Source organism: Vibrio sp. MarTm2, assembly GCF_027587055.1.
GTDB classification, from domain to species: domain Bacteria; phylum Pseudomonadota; class Gammaproteobacteria; order Enterobacterales; family Vibrionaceae; genus Vibrio; species Vibrio sinaloensis_D.
The window spans coordinates 1-14,334 of record NZ_JAPPTK010000015.1 but is presented as its reverse complement, the minus strand read 5'-3'; the positions used below and the strand labels follow the sequence as shown (position 1 = coordinate 14,334).

Genomic DNA, 14,334 nt, shown 5'->3' with positions numbered 1-14,334 from the left:
GTATTTATTACTTGTTTTGTAGTTGCTTAGCGACATACGGATGCACGAAATCCGCTACATCTCCACCGTGAAGGGCAACCTCACGAACAATGGTCGAAGACAAAAAGGCGTACTTTTCATTCGGCGGCAAAAAGAGGCTCTCTATCTCTGGCATTAGCTTTTGGTACATTGTTGATAGTCCAAGCTCATACTCAAAGTCGATTGTGGTACGTAAACCACGGATAAGAATGTTGGCATTCTCCGCTTTGGCGAAATCAACCAGCAAGCCAGAAAATCCTTTGACTACGATGTTTGAATGGCCTTTGAACACTTCTTGCACCATGTCGATACGTTCACTGAGTGTGAAAAGAGTATTCTTGCGTGGGCTTTCTGCAACAGCAACGGTAACCGTGTGAAACATTTTCGAAGCGCGCTGAATGATGTCGACGTGCCCGTTAGTAATAGGGTCAAAGGTCCCTGGATAGATAACGTTCGTGTTCATTTTATTGTATAGTTCGGCGTAATAGAGAGATTCAGCTGGTTATTATATGACAGATAAAACCCTTATACACATAAACTTAGCGTCCGGTTTTGGCGGAGGGGAAGTCCAAACTCTCAACCTGATAGCAAACTTGTCTGGATACCGTCAGCTGATCTTGGGTAAACAAGATAAACCATTTTTAGCCAAGGCAAGAGAGCGCTTTGCTGACTCAAATGACGTTAGTATCGTTGGCTTTTGGCGTGCTGTGTATTGCGCCTTGATGTCTAAAGATGTGGTGATTCATGCTCATGATGGTCGCGGTGCGCATCTAGCAAGGCTTATAGGTTGGTTGGTCATCAAGCCCTATGTCATTTCTCGTAGAGTAGATAAGGCGTTGAAAGGTAAGGTCTCTCAAAAAACATATCGAAAAGCAGCACACCTTATCGCGGTCAGCCAGAAAGTCGCGAACAACATCGAGCAGTACAATTCGAATCTTACCGTTATCCACGACAGCTACTCTAATCTCCCTGATAGCTCTGACGTTGAAGTGAAGCTTAGAGCACTGAAAGATCGATTTGTCGTTACGCAACTGGGAAGCTTGCTCGACATTAAAAACATCCCTTTTACCATCGAATTGGCCAAGCAGCTTGCAGAGACTCATCCGGGCATTCACTTTTTGATTGTGGGTCAAGGAAAAGAAGAGGCGGCGTTAAGAGAGCAAGCGAAAGCGTTGTCGAATGTCACCTTCTTTGGCTTTACGCCTTTTGTCGGTTCGGTGCTAACGCGCACGGATGTATTGATCATGCCGTCAAAAAGTGAAGGACTTGGCTCTGCTGTGTTGGAAGCTTATCAACATGATACGCCGGTCATTACTTCCAAAGCTGGAGGGCTGCCGGAGATCGTCGAGCATGGAGTGACGGGGTATTTAGTCGATACAGATAGTGTTGACCAAGCAAAACATCACTTATTGGATTTGGTTGCGAGTAAAGACTTGTATCAGCAGATTCAGCAACACATCCAAAAGAAAAAACAGCAATATAGCCCCGAGACTATGGCTGAGCGCTATATTGCTTGTTATGACAAAGTGTGGTGAGTTACCACACCTTGTTGAAGTCTTCTTTCTCTAGGACTTTAGGATCACGTTGGAACTCGAGCAGGCGTGCATACTTCAAGTAGCTGCTCAGGGAGGCGCTAATTGAGACAGTGAGACCGTCCGCACCACCCATAAAGCCTTTCTTGATAATGTAAGATTTAATGAAGGCGTTCAGACCATGCAGAAACGGACTCATAGCATTTACGCGTTTGCCCTTTTGATACATGATTTTAGCCGCGCGACCGCTGAAGTCGCGTCCAGGTTTCGCGAACAGTTGACCAAGATTCTCGAATGAAAAGTGAATAATGTCGGCGCTGATTCGCTCTGGTTTTTTGGCTTGTACAGCGGCGTGCTGCTTCACTTCGGCAAAGCGAGTCTGCGTTTTGTCGTAAAGGCGAATGCAGAAATCCGGATACCAACCACACTGCTTTATCCAACGGCTTCCGATGTAGTTACGACGACGGAAGGCAAAGGCATCATGCTTTGTCGAGGTAAGATCTAGATTCTTGATCGCAGCAACCATTTCATCGGTTAATCGCTCATCAGCGTCGAGGCTCAAAATCCAGTGGTTGTCAGTATGGTCTAGGCCGACATTCTTTTGAAAACCATCGCCCAAATAGCTTTGTATGACGACCTTTGCGCCAGCTTGCTCTGCGAGTTCTCGGGTGTCATCAACACTGTTCGAATCGACTACCACCACCTCCGAGCAGACTTGCTGTAGAGACTGAATGCACTCAACAATATTTTTCGACTCGTTGAGAGTAATAACAACGCCAGTAATCATAGGTTTGCCTTCATTAGTGTTGATTTAAAAGTGGCTTGAGTTTCGATTGTACCATGTCTAACGTGATTGACTGCATCACATGATCGCCTTTCACGCGCGTGCTCCAAGCAAGTTGATCCGCGGGTTTGCCTTGTTGTTCTTGAATGTAATGTTCGTACACGCTAACGACGGAGTCTAAGTCATTATAGGGGCCAGTTCGCTTTGGATTGCTGTGCCCGTAAAGACCAATCACTGGCGTACCTTGTGTCGTCGCGATATGGGCTGGTCCAGAATCAGGCGCAATAACGACTTGGGCTTGTGCCAAAATGGCAGTCAGTTGCTTTAAACTTGTTTGACCGATGAGGTTGAGAGGTGTGTGGTTCATTTGCCCAGAGATCGCCTGGCCAAGTTTGATTTCGCGCTCAGAGGGAGAACCGCAGAGTGCTACTTGGTACCCTTGGTCAATAATCCAATCGGCTAGCTCGGCGTATCGAGAGGTGAGCCAATTGCGCTCATCTTTACTCGCAGCAGGGCTGATTACCACAGTTGGCTTGCCTGCCAGTATTTGCGTAGCAAAGTTAATATCGCTCTCTGCGATAGGTAACTGCCAATGGGGCTTTGTTTTAGGGACGCCAAGATATTCAGTGAAAGAGAAGAAGCTATCTAAGACATGAGCTGATGAGGTGTCGGAAATTTTTTGGTTGGTGAAAAGCCATTGTGCTTCTTTCGCGCGTTTAAAGTTAAAGCCAACTTTGTACTTAGCTTTAATTCCGAGGGTTAACAGACTGGCTCTAAGAGCCAGTTGCATATGGATAAGTGCATCAAACTCACGACCTTTAAGCTGTTGCCATACTGCTTGCATGCCTTTTAGTCCGGCTTTTTTATCAAATATAACCAGCTCGACGTTTTCTAAACCGTCGAGTAGCTGTGCCTCGATTTTCCCTATCACCCATGTTACTTGAGTGTTAGGCCAGTGCTTCTGCAAGGCTTGAATAGCGGCAACGGCGTGGCAGGTATCACCAATGGCAGATAATCGCAGGAAGCAGACTGACTTAGGGGCCGTGTTAAACAAAGGCATGGTAAGGGCTCGAAGATTTAAGTTGGCTAGAATTATGCAGATAAGCTCAAGAAATGTAAAATAGCCGCAATTATCTTATCCAAAAGGTTAGCTATGAATCCGGAACAGAGTGGCAAGCCAGGCGCAACGGGAATTACCCGTATTCTTAATGCGACTGGGTACTCGATCCAAGGTCTAAAAGCCGCGTTTCGCCATGAAGCGGCGGTGCGACAAGAAATGGGTCTGCTGGTGGTCGCCATATTGGCTTTGCTGTGGTTATCATTGCCTGTCGTCGAGACGGTTTTGATGCTAGCGACAGTCGTTTTAGTGTTGGTGGTTGAGTTAATCAACTCGGCGATTGAAGCTGTGGTGGATCGCGTTGGCACCGAGCGTCACGAATTGAGCGGTCGAGCGAAAGATATTGGCTCGGCAGCGGTGCTTGTCGCCCTCACGCTAGCAGCCTTTACATGGGGTTACATCCTTTACCATCACTTTTGGGCCTAGGTTAGTTACAATCTTCGGCCAGCTAAGCATTCAACCACGAGGTCATCCGTGTTAAAGAAATATGAGCAATCTCATCAGGTCATTTGGTATGACGATGAGTATCTATTAGAAGACCCGGCAAAGGCTTTTGATGTGGCTTACTGGCAGAAAGAAGGGCGAGTGGTTGGCAGCGCGCAAGGTAGGGGCACGACTTGGTTCGTGCAGACGAAAACCTTAACTGCGGCATTGCGTCACTACCGACGAGGTGGCTTGTTCGGCAAATTGGTTTCGGACAGCTACTGGTTTAAAGGGTGGCAGAGTACCCGAAGTTATGCGGAATTTATGCTTTTGAAGCAGCTAGCAGAGGCGGGTGTCAATGTCCCTAAGCCGATCGCGGCTCGTGCCACTAAGTTTGGCTTATCTTACAAAGCAGACTTGTTGAGTGAAAAAGTTGCCGATGCTTCTGATCTCGTCGATGTGTTACAAGAAAGACGATTGTCCGCTCAGGAGTATCAAGTGGTTGGCCGAGAGATTGGAAAAATGCACAGGGCGGGAGTGAATCACACCGACCTAAACATTCACAATCTGTTACTCGACTGTCATGGTAAGGCTTGGATTATCGACTTTGATAAATGTTACCAACAGTCGGGAACAAATTGGCAGCAAGGCAATCTAGATAGATTGCTCCGCTCTTTTCGCAAGGAGCTCAATAAACGCGCCATTCAATGGACAGAGGAAGACTTTAATCATTTATTAGATGGTTATAAGCAGGAAGGCTAAGCCGCTCTTAAGTCACCGAAAGAGCAAAATTTTAATCGTTAATTGGATCTACAATGTCTTTTAAACAGAAACTGCACGCTCATGGCTGGTTTATTCTTATAAACGCGCTCTTAGCGATTGCGTTGGCGAGTCGTTACTTCGCTTTTTTACCAGAGTTTCCATCTGATACGCTAGGCATCGCCTTCATATTTGCGGGCACATTAGGCCAGATGACGCTGTTGGCAGCCATCATTGGACTTGTGAGTTTACCTGCACTATTCCTGCCGAAGGGAGGGCGAAATGCGACTCAAGCGCTGATCGCTTCTCTTGGTTTGGCGGTGTTGTTCATCGATACCATCGTTTACGCTCAGTATCGTTTCCACATTAATGCGGTTGTTCTTGAGCTGGTGATGTCTGGTCAAGTTGTGAGTTTCCCATTGATCACTTGGGTCACAGTATTAGGCTCTATTGCTGCGTTGATTGGTGGTCAATGGTGGTTAATTCGCTGGTTAGAGAATGATGCGCCAGTACGTCAATGGAAGTTGGGGCGAAAGTTTACTTACGTGACTATTATTGCGTTGCTCTTAACCAACGGTATCCACATCTGGGCTGCAGCGCATGCGTATCAGCCTGTTACTATGGTGAAGCGTTACTTGCCATTATTCTATCCAGCAACGGCCAACAAATTCATGGAAAGACGCGGTTGGCTAGATAAAGAAGCGATTGCTCGCCAAAAAGCGATGCGAGTGCCGCCAAAGAGTGACTTGAACTATCCGCTAAAGCCTGTTGAATTTAAGTCAGTCAAACCAGTAAACATCATGTTGATTACAGTGGATTCATGGCGCGCTGATACCTTTAATGCGGACAATACGCCTTATATGTGGGAGTACGCGAAAAACGGCGCTATTTTCCAAGATCACATTGCTACAGGTAACGCCACTCGTACGGGTATCTTTGGCTTATTTTACGGTCTGCCGGGTACTTATTGGCACGGTTTTGTTGCCAACCAGCAATCTCCGGTATTGGTTGATCGCCTCCAAGCGTTGGATTATCAACTGGGCTTATTTGCGGCTGCGCGCTTAACGAATCCAGAGTTCCACCAAACGGTTTTTGTTAATGTGCCTAATTTACGCGTTGGTTCTGACGGTTTCACACCATCTCAACGTGATAGGCATTTAACCGATGATTGGATTGAGTGGTATAAGAATCGAGATACCTCTAAGCCAGTATTTTCATTCCTATTCTATGACGCGCCACATGGTTACGATTTTCCGAAGAACTTTGAGCCTAAGTATGAGCCAATGATCCCGCGTGTGGATTATCTAAAACTGGATAACAACAGTGATCAAGAGAAGTTCTTTAATCGTTATAAGACTTCTGTCCGCTACGTTGATACTCAGGTTAAGCGTGCTCTGGATACATTGAAAGAATCGGGTGACTTAGAGAATACACTGGTGATCATTACTGGTGACCACAGCCAAGAAATGAATGATAACAAACAGAACTTCTGGGGACACAACGGCAACTTTACCCGTGCTCAAACCCAAGTACCGTTTGTGATGTTTGGTCCAGGCGTTGATAAAGATAAGTTAGCAGAAACCGTTACCTATACCACTTCCCATGAAGACTTTGCGCCGACATTGATGAACAACTATTTAGGCTCACTGAATGACGTTCGCGATTACTCGACAGGAGAAGATCTGTATGGTGATAGCGTAAAACGTAATTGGATAATGACTTCCAGCTACAGCGCCTACGGCATTATTTACGACGATACCATTATTGAAGTAAATGGTGCGGGACAGTCACAGATTCTTGATAGTACTTATCGTCCGAAGAAAGATGAGGCGATGAACTATCAGTATGTTCAAGAAGCGTTAGATAACATTAGTCGTTTTAGGAAGTAAGAGAGGAAAATGGCCGGGATATCCGGCCATTTCTTTAAATGAGCTTTAAGGTCTTATCAATACACCCTTGATGGCGAACCATAAATTCATTCATTCTCTCCTGGAGGCCATCTAGAGCGGTGTTATCCCAGATTTTTAGTACACCGTTAGCTATCTCTAACTCAGAACTGCATACAGTCATGAGGCCTTCTGCTAACAACTGCTCACTGATTTCTTGGAAGTTAAAGTAACTCGGACCTGTGATAACTGGTACTCCGAGAGCGATGGGTTCTAGCATATTATGCCCACCAACTTTATCGCCGAGTAAACTCCCCCCCATAAAGCAGATGTCTGTAGCGCCAAGCAGAGTGAGCATCTCTCCCATAGTATCACCAAGGTAAATTTGGCTTTGGATACTTACGTCGCCTTGGGTTCTACGAGATACCGTAAAATTAGCCTGCTGACATAGGTCATGAACAGAGTCAAAGCGTTCAGGATGCCTAGGAACTAAGATAAGTAGAGAGTCAGGATGTTGTTTAACGAGCTCTTTATGCACTGCGAGGATTCTCTCATCTTCACCTTTGTGGGTGCTGGCCGCGATCCAAACTGGACGGCTTTTACCAATTTGGCTGCGCAATTGCATCCCTGCCTGTTTCGTTTCTTCGGGCACTGAAATGTCAAACTTAACTGAGCCAGTTACAGAAACCTTACTTTTATCTACACCAAGTTTCTCAAAGCGGTCTGCATCATCTTGATATTGACAACATATATGAGAAAGGTTGTTTGCAAGCATATCGAACAGAGGGTGGACTTTTTGATAGTTGCGATAAGACTTCTCAGATAAACGTGCATTCAGAACGGTAATTGTGATGCCATTGCGTGCCACAGTATGGAGTGTATTTGGCCAGAGTTCAGTCTCCATAATCAGCATCTTACTTGGGTTGATACTTCTTAAAAAACCGCGCACAGCGAAAGAAAAGTCAATCGGCATGTAGCGATGCTCAACTAAATCTGCGAGCTTTTCTACTTGTTCTGCCCCTGTGCTGGTGGTTGTGGTCACCACAATAGGTTTTTCTGGATTTTGGAGCTTTAATGCTTTGATGATGGGAGTAACAGCAATCACTTCACCTACAGAGACGGCGTGAATCCAGATGGGAGAAGTTTGGCTCTTTAACTTTGGAGTTATACCAAAATGCTCTTTCCATCTTGGACCAAAAGAGGGTTTACCAGGTTTACGTTTGTAAAGTCCAAAGAGCAGGATTGGCGACACTAAGAAGAGAAGGATTGTATAAAGAACACGAATCATTGTTTCTCCGCGAATTCGTCAATATAAGCTTCGACGATTTTCTTACCATCAAACTTATCGAGAGTCTCTTGGACATAGTCATTAAATGATGTATCCCATTCATGTTTGAGAGCAAAATAGATGGCTTCACCCAAAGACTCAGGAGTTTCTTTTGCTAAAAATGGTTCCAATGCACCATTCATGATTTGGCGAACACCACCTCGGCTATCCGTGCTAACGACAGGGGTTCCGCAAGCTAGTGACTCAATTAGCACCATGCCTAATCCTTCATGCTTAGAACTGAGAACATAGAGATCGGCGGCTTTGTACCATGGAAATGGATTGGTTTGTTGGCCTTTAAAGTGAACTCGCTCTGTGAGGTTAAGTCGCTTCACTTCAGCTTCAATATTATCTCTATTGTTTCCTGCACCCACAATCACTAAGTCTTGCTGTAAGTTATATGTATTCGTAGCGTAGTGATACGCTTGTACTAACAGCGAGAAATTTTTTTGAGGAACCAGTCTTCCAAGACCCAAAATGTATGGCTTGTCGTGCAATGTTTCTTGAATACACTCTGCCTGCTGCCGGATGTTGATAAAGTCATTAGGATTGTTGACCACGATTGCTTTCTTTGGCGTAATTTGGTGCGTTTCGACCATATCTTGAAAGCTACCTAGTGCGCCTTGGGATACACAGGTAACGTTTCTATTTTGGAAAAGCTTGGTGAAAACCCAGCGGGACAGTCGGCCGTACATGTGCTTCTTTTGTACGTTTTCACACACATAAACAAAGCGTTTGTCTTGAATTGGCCAAAGTTGCTCAAAGGTTCCTTGGCCACGAAATATAATTAAGTCAAAAGGTTGCCCATTTTGCGCTTCGAGCTTTCTTAGCTGATTTCTAAAAACTATAGACTCAGCGTATGCAAACCAAAGCGGAAAGGTTTTGCTGAATACAAGATTCAAAACTTTGCAAACAACGAACCAAAGTGCACCAAGCCCAGTAGAAAACACTGACTTTTTTAGGTTGAACAGGTGTACTGGAAGATCGTTGTTTTTAGGCTCAATTTCTTTCTTGCGGTTCTTCAGGTAAATTAAATCTGTCTGGTGTCCAGCATCATGAAAAGCATCCGCAAGGTTGACAGCAACTCGTTCCATTCCGCCGATTTTTAAGCAATTAACAACGACCGCCACCCTCATGTTAGTTCTCCTGCTTATTTAGCGAGTGAGTTAAATAGAAAGTGTAAAAGCCCGCAAACATAATATTGTGGACATAAACGCCCATGCTGCGACTATTGAAAGTTTCAAAACTGTTGACTATGAACCAGTAAGTTGTGAAAACTAAGCAAAAGAAAAATATTGGTTTTAGGTTATGATTTGACTTTGTCATTGAATACATAGACAGAATTAACCAAGCATACATTATATATATTGCTGATAGACCCAAAAAACCATAAGCAACCAGAACCTCAATATGATAGCTGTGTAGGTGACTAAATAAGTCTTTCACTTTTTGCGGAAAGTTATCTGATTGTTGGATAACTTGTCCAATAGCTGCATTGTCGTGGCCAATAATTGGGCTTCTGATAATCCAGTCAATTGCTTCTATCCAAGAGTTTACACGGATCCCTATGCTTGTCATAGGGATGCTATGAAAGTCTCCGTTAACAATCGCAATAAGAGTTGCGTTTTCCCGTAAAAGTCGCTCTTGAATTATTGGTATTTGTACAATTATTAAGCCTAAAACAATTAATGCTGAATAGAAGTATAATATTTTACGTTTGCTTTTTACTGAGTTTACATATGAATAATAAATTGGAAGTGATAACATTATTACAACAATGGCTAGCCAAGATTGTCTTGCTTGTGTTGTTATAATGACGAAAACAGAAAATAATGAAATGAATGATAGTACTATAGTTGAATATTTTAATGGTTCTCTATTTTTGATTAGTTTACTTATACTAAAATTAGAGGTTTGTGATATTAAAAATATTGAAACAAATAGAGAGATACTAGCTAGCATTGAAGCATACTGTTCGTTTTTTAAGCCGTAGTCGATTCTTTCTCCATTTAGCCCTAGGAGTGTTGTATTGATAAAATCTGATTGGCTTATACATCCAAGAAAGAAGCCAATTGGTATACATGACCATAGTAAAAATACATTTCTGATCTTACCTTTTAACCAGTACGCAATAAAGAAAAAGCTAAAAAGTTTTGCTAAGCGATCAATTTTGGGGCCGCTATTAGCTATCTCTGGTAAGGAGTATAAAGAGTATGCCCAACTTATTACTTGTACTGCAATTACTAGGCCAAGTATTTTTACCATACGGTCCCTAAATATCTTATTTCGATAGAAGATAAATATAGGAAGGCTTCCCATGATTAATAAAAATTGAAATAACCTACTTGCTGAATCACTGGATAGGAAGGTTATACAGTAGCCAAATGAAAGGAATAGCATGAAATAAGAATACTTTTCATGGTGAAAATAAGTACTTGCTTTAGTAAACACTATTTGGTTCCTATTTATATCTATTTAGTACTTTGACAACTGTTGTCGGAGATAGCAATGTTAAGCACTTTAAATGCCCCAACGGGCATTCACGCTTAAAACACGGACGGCACTCAATGTCTGTGCTGACAATATCCACTCTTTGTGCAAGAGGTGGAGTATACTTCGGTGACGTAGAGCCATAAACCCCTACCACATGACAGCCAACCGCTGCAGCGACATGCATTAAGCCCGAATCATTACTGACAACGCTTTGGCAAGCTGCCAACAGGTCTACCGCTTCAATTAACGATGTCTTTCCTGCTAAGTCAAAGCAAGCAGTTTGCTGCTGTGGGGTTAACTGCTGCTTTATTGACGATGTGGTTTGTTGATCTTTTGCTGATCCAAACAACCAGACTTGATGGCCTCGATTAATCATTTCAGCGGCAACAGCAGCGTAGTGCTCAACTGGCCATTGCTTTGCTGGTCCAAACTCTGCGCCAGGACATAGACCAATAACCGATTTATCTTGTGTCAGATTAAATTTCGCTAATGTGGAGGCTTGTATCGACTTATCTATTGATAAGCTGGGCTTAGGTTGAACATCAATGCCTCCCAGGGACTGTGAGTTGATCATCTTGTCTCTTGGGTTGGCTAAAGCGACGTACCGCTCGACCATGTACTGAAAGGCTTTTTTGTTTGGTCTTAGGTCATTGAGTAGACCATAGCGCATTTCGCCTTTCCACCCTGTTCTTACCGGTATTTTGGCAAACCAAGGAATGAGTGCGGATTTGGCTGAATTAGGTAGGACAAAAGCGTGAGTATAATGCTCATCAATCAGTGAGCGGCCAAGGCTCTTTCTCCCTGACCAGTTGAACTCGCCATGACCAAATGGCATTTCAATGGCTCTGTTGACCTCGGGCATTCTCTCTAAGATGGGCTTACACCAACCCGGCGCAATGACATCAATGATGGCGTCAGGAGATTGCTGCTTCAGCGTAATGTAGAGTGACTGTGACATCACCATATCGCCCACCCAAGATGGGCCAATGACCAATATTTTTTTCACGGTGCCTCGTTGTTATTTCTATAGTTTACCGCGCATTTCTCGGTAGAGGTTGCGACCATCTTGTTGGGTTCTGAGCAAGCGGAGAATCCACATATACTGATTAGGTGCTTTGGCGACAAAGTATTCAATTGCTTTATTCATCCCACGAGCATCGTCAGGATCACTGTTTTGCAGTTCTATTGGCGGCATAAATTCAATCGAATATTTGCCTGTACCAGGATCGATAGATGCGAACGTTGGGATTATTTTGGACTTAGACAATTTCGCTAGCTTAGTTAACCCAGGCAAGGTCGCTTTCGTGGTAGCGAAAAAGTCGACAAACTCACTAAGTTCGGCGCCATGATCTTGATCTGGAAGGTAGTAACCTAAGTAACCCTCTTTAATCGATTTGATAAAGGGTTTTATACCGCCAGAACGCTCATACACACGGCCGCCGTACTGGACACGCTGGCGATGCATCAACCAGTCACTCACTGGGTTTTTCTGCTTCTTGGCCATGGCAGAAACGGGTAACCCTTTTGAAGCAAGCAAGACTGCGGGGATATCAATTGCCCAAGAATGAGGCACCAAAAGGATGACGTTTTCATTTTGCTCTGTGCAATCGGTTAAGTGGTGTTCGTTAACTAAGGTACACTGACTTTGAAGCCATCTCGGGGAGCGTAAAGTGAGTAAACCGAAGCGCATCATAAACACACCCGCGGTTAGAAGTGTTTCATACACTAATTTTTCCCTCTCTTGCTCCGTTTTATCTGGGAAACAAAGAGAAAGGTTAACTCGAATGTTATGCACTGCGCCTTTGCGTTTATTGACTAAACGAGAGGCGACTTGGTGCGCGATCCATTTGTGTACTTTAACTGGCAGTAGGGATATTGGCAGAGAAACTAACACGCCTAGCCAAGTCCCCCAATATTTAGGCGCAAGATAACCCCACTCAAAAGCGGGGTTGTATGCTTTCGGATCGAAATCGTTACGTGGTTTACTCACAATGCGTCGCTTTTATTTGTTGATGATTGCCATGTACTCTGCAACACCCTGAGCAACAGATTTGAAGTTATGGTCACAGCCTGCCGCTCGAAGTTTCGTCAAGTCAGCTTGAGTGTATTCTTGGTATGCGCCTTTTAGGTGTTCGGGGAATGGAATAGTCTCAACTTCACCTTTCCCATGATAGGCGATAACCGCCTTTGCGACTTCCTCAAAAGACTCAGCGTTGCCTGTTCCTAGATTGAAAATACCAGAAACGCCGTGCTGCAAGAACCATAGGTTTACATCAGCCACATCGCCTACGTAAACAAAATCGCGTTTGAACTGTTCGCTACCCTCAAATAACTTAGGATTCTCACCGGCATTCATTTGGTTATTTAGGTGGAAGGCTACTGAAGCCATCGACCCTTTGTGCTGCTCACGAGGGCCATAAACATTGAAGTAACGAAAACCAGTGACCTGAGATAGTGTTTCGCCATGTGCCTCGGCATCTTCCCAAATACGACGAACGTAGTTGTCAAACTGTTGTTTTGAGTAACCGTATACGTTTAACGCACCTTCATACTCTTTTTCCTCGATGAAGGAATCTGGTTCGCCATAGGTTGCAGCGGAAGAGGCATAAAGGAAAGGGATCTCTCGTTCTAAACAATAGTGCAACAGTTCCTTCGAGTACTCATAGTTATTGAGCATCATGTATTTACCGTCCCACTCTGTTGTCGCAGAGCAAGCGCCTTCATGGAAAATAGCCTCAATTGGGCCAAAATTTTCACCAGACATGATCTGAACCAAGAAGTCATCGCGATCCATATAATCGGAGATGTCAAGATCAACCAAGTTCTTAAACTTCTTGCCATTTTTCAGGTGATCGACAACCAATATGTCGTTGATGCCTTGTTCATTCAATGCTTTTACGATGTTGCTGCCAATCATGCCAGCACCGCCAGTTACGATGATCATGGTTTATACTCAGATTAATACGGATTAATAGCAGCAACTATAACATGGTGGACGTTGTAGAGCCATGAACATGCGCCATGATTGACTTCAATCTCTATCGCTAATTGATAGCTACTAGGTTAAACTAATGCATCTAGTTTTTAAGCTGATACCCCAGCGTATTGGCTCATTTGAGGTTTCAAGAGCAAGTGCCGCCATTCCTGAAAAAAGTTCTTTTTAATACGTCTTGGCAGATGTATGAGAAAATCATAACAATGCTTGCAAATCTTACAGTAAGCGTATTCTTAGGTAGGCATTTAGGGCCTGAACTGTTTGGAGAGTTCAGTTATATAATTGCAATTGGAGTTATAATTAGTCCTCTTGCTGCTCTGGGTTTAAATGCAATTGTAACTCGTGAGCTTATAAATTCCCCCCATGACACTAGTAAAGTAATGAGCACTGCATTGTGTTTACGAATGATTGGAGCGCTTGGTGGAAGTGTATTTTGTGCAACTTTAGTTTTGGCAGATATAGGGATCTCTAGTCGAGAAGGACTCTATGCTCTCCTTTTTGTAGCGTTTGGCAACTTATTTACATCGTTTACTGTTATTGAATTTTGGTTTCAGTCTAAAGTTAAAGCTAAAATAGTAGCTAAAATGAGAAGCATGATAATTATCATGTTCTCTTCGTTAAAACTTGGGGTGCTTTATTTTACGAGAGATATATCGGTTATTGCTTTTGTATTTGCTTTAGAAACTGTCTTCATTGGAGTTGGCTTCTTTTATATAGCTAAGAAAGAAAGTATAAATATATCCCTTGGGTTTGTTAACTTCGAGTATGGGAAATCTCTTCTTAAGCAGTCTATATGGTTATTTTTTTCAAGCTTAGCTGCAATTGTTTATTTGAAGATTGACCAGATTATGCTTGCAAATATGGTCGGGTTGTCTGAAGTTGGCGTTTACTCTGTTGCTTCTAGAATATCAGAAGTTTGGTATTTTTTTTCAAACGCACTGGTGATCTCTATTTTCCCCTCATTGTTGCTATTAAAAAATAATGGTGACAAGGAAAAATA

14 protein-coding genes are annotated in these 14,334 nt (G+C 43.5%); 5 read left to right on the top strand and 9 right to left on the bottom strand.

Annotated elements, in window-relative coordinates:
• Nucleotides 1–7 precede the first annotated feature (7 nt).
• On the bottom strand, nt 8–481 hold the full coding sequence (coaD, locus tag OH458_RS19705; RefSeq protein ID WP_038192359.1) for a pantetheine-phosphate adenylyltransferase: 474 nt from the start codon (nt 479–481) through the stop codon (nt 8–10).
• 46 nt (nt 482–527) lie between these two features.
• Between coaD and OH458_RS19700 the strand changes: the two genes are divergently transcribed.
• The gene (locus OH458_RS19700) at nt 528–1,553 is read left to right on the top strand and encodes a glycosyltransferase family 4 protein (protein WP_269979550.1); all 1,026 of its coding nucleotides are present in this window, start codon (nt 528–530) and stop codon (nt 1,551–1,553) included.
• 1 nt (nt 1,554) lies between these two features.
• On the opposite strand, the gene OH458_RS19695 is transcribed toward OH458_RS19700, so the two are convergent.
• Both OH458_RS19695 and OH458_RS19690 read right to left on the bottom strand, forming a co-directional pair.
• On the bottom strand, nt 1,555–2,337 hold the full coding sequence (locus tag OH458_RS19695; protein ID WP_269979549.1) for a glycosyltransferase family 2 protein: 783 nt from the start codon (nt 2,335–2,337) through the stop codon (nt 1,555–1,557).
• A gap of 13 nt (nt 2,338–2,350) precedes the next feature.
• The gene (locus OH458_RS19690) at nt 2,351–3,394 is read right to left on the bottom strand and encodes a glycosyltransferase family 9 protein (protein WP_269979548.1); all 1,044 of its coding nucleotides are present in this window, start codon (nt 3,392–3,394) and stop codon (nt 2,351–2,353) included.
• Between the two features lie 93 nt (nt 3,395–3,487).
• On the opposite strand from OH458_RS19690, the gene OH458_RS19685 reads away from it, so the two are divergent.
• The 3 genes from OH458_RS19685 to OH458_RS19675 are packed head-to-tail and all read left to right on the top strand — an operon-like array spanning nt 3,488 to nt 6,522.
• A complete protein-coding gene (locus tag OH458_RS19685) occupies nt 3,488–3,877 on the top strand; it encodes a diacylglycerol kinase (RefSeq protein ID WP_005471021.1) in 390 nt (129 codons plus the stop codon).
• Nucleotides 3,878–3,925: 48 nt separating this feature from the next.
• Nucleotides 3,926–4,636 (top strand): 3-deoxy-D-manno-octulosonic acid kinase, encoded by a 711-nt coding sequence (locus OH458_RS19680; RefSeq protein WP_269979547.1) that lies wholly within the window; start codon nt 3,926–3,928, stop codon nt 4,634–4,636.
• A 53-nt stretch (nt 4,637–4,689) separates the two neighbouring features.
• A complete protein-coding gene (locus tag OH458_RS19675) occupies nt 4,690–6,522 on the top strand; it encodes a DUF3413 domain-containing protein (RefSeq protein WP_269979546.1) in 1,833 nt (610 codons plus the stop codon).
• Between the two features lie 34 nt (nt 6,523–6,556).
• On the opposite strand, the gene waaA is transcribed toward OH458_RS19675, so the two are convergent.
• Genes waaA through rfaD form a run of 6 tightly spaced genes read right to left on the bottom strand, consistent with a single transcriptional unit; the run spans nt 6,557 to nt 13,283 of the window.
• Nucleotides 6,557–7,807 (bottom strand): lipid IV(A) 3-deoxy-D-manno-octulosonic acid transferase, encoded by a 1,251-nt coding sequence (waaA, locus tag OH458_RS19670; RefSeq protein ID WP_269979545.1) that lies wholly within the window; start codon nt 7,805–7,807, stop codon nt 6,557–6,559.
• Nucleotides 7,804–8,982, bottom strand: a complete 1,179-nt coding sequence (locus OH458_RS19665) for a glycosyltransferase (protein ID WP_269979544.1) — start codon at nt 8,980–8,982, stop codon at nt 7,804–7,806. Before OH458_RS19665 ends, waaA begins: the two co-directional genes overlap by 4 nt.
• A gap of 1 nt (nt 8,983) precedes the next feature.
• A complete protein-coding gene (locus tag OH458_RS19660) occupies nt 8,984–10,297 on the bottom strand; it encodes an O-antigen ligase family protein (RefSeq protein WP_269979543.1) in 1,314 nt (437 codons plus the stop codon).
• Between the two features lie 10 nt (nt 10,298–10,307).
• Nucleotides 10,308–11,345, bottom strand: a complete 1,038-nt coding sequence (gene waaF, locus OH458_RS19655) for a lipopolysaccharide heptosyltransferase II (protein WP_269979542.1) — start codon at nt 11,343–11,345, stop codon at nt 10,308–10,310.
• An 18-nt stretch (nt 11,346–11,363) separates the two neighbouring features.
• Complete coding sequence (gene lpxM, locus OH458_RS19650; protein WP_269979541.1) at nt 11,364–12,329, bottom strand: lauroyl-Kdo(2)-lipid IV(A) myristoyltransferase; 966 nt, start codon at nt 12,327–12,329, stop codon at nt 11,364–11,366.
• 12 nt (nt 12,330–12,341) lie between these two features.
• Nucleotides 12,342–13,283: an ADP-glyceromanno-heptose 6-epimerase gene (rfaD, locus tag OH458_RS19645; RefSeq protein WP_269979540.1), complete on the bottom strand. Its 942-nt coding sequence runs from the start codon at nt 13,281–13,283 to the stop codon at nt 12,342–12,344.
• Nucleotides 13,284–13,471: 188 nt separating this feature from the next.
• Between rfaD and OH458_RS19640 the strand changes: the two genes are divergently transcribed.
• Nucleotides 13,472–14,334 (top strand): oligosaccharide flippase family protein (locus OH458_RS19640; protein ID WP_269979539.1); only part of this gene is annotated, 863 nt, incomplete at its 3' end.

Coding starts and splice junctions, on each gene's coding strand:
- coaD (WP_038192359.1), bottom strand. CDS start 481: ATGAACACGAACGTTATCTATCCAGGGACCTTTGACCCTATTACTAAC.
- OH458_RS19700 (WP_269979550.1), top strand. CDS start 528: ATGACAGATAAAACCCTTATACACATAAACTTAGCGTCCGGTTTTGGC.
- OH458_RS19695 (WP_269979549.1), bottom strand. CDS start 2,337: ATGATTACTGGCGTTGTTATTACTCTCAACGAGTCGAAAAATATTGTT.
- OH458_RS19690 (WP_269979548.1), bottom strand. CDS start 3,394: ATGCCTTTGTTTAACACGGCCCCTAAGTCAGTCTGCTTCCTGCGATTA.
- OH458_RS19685 (WP_005471021.1), top strand. CDS start 3,488: ATGAATCCGGAACAGAGTGGCAAGCCAGGCGCAACGGGAATTACCCGT.
- OH458_RS19675 (WP_269979546.1), top strand. CDS start 4,690: ATGTCTTTTAAACAGAAACTGCACGCTCATGGCTGGTTTATTCTTATA.
- waaA (WP_269979545.1), bottom strand. CDS start 7,807: ATGATTCGTGTTCTTTATACAATCCTTCTCTTCTTAGTGTCGCCAATC.
- OH458_RS19665 (WP_269979544.1), bottom strand. CDS start 8,982: ATGAGGGTGGCGGTCGTTGTTAATTGCTTAAAAATCGGCGGAATGGAA.
- rfaD (WP_269979540.1), bottom strand. CDS start 13,283: ATGATCATCGTAACTGGCGGTGCTGGCATGATTGGCAGCAACATCGTA.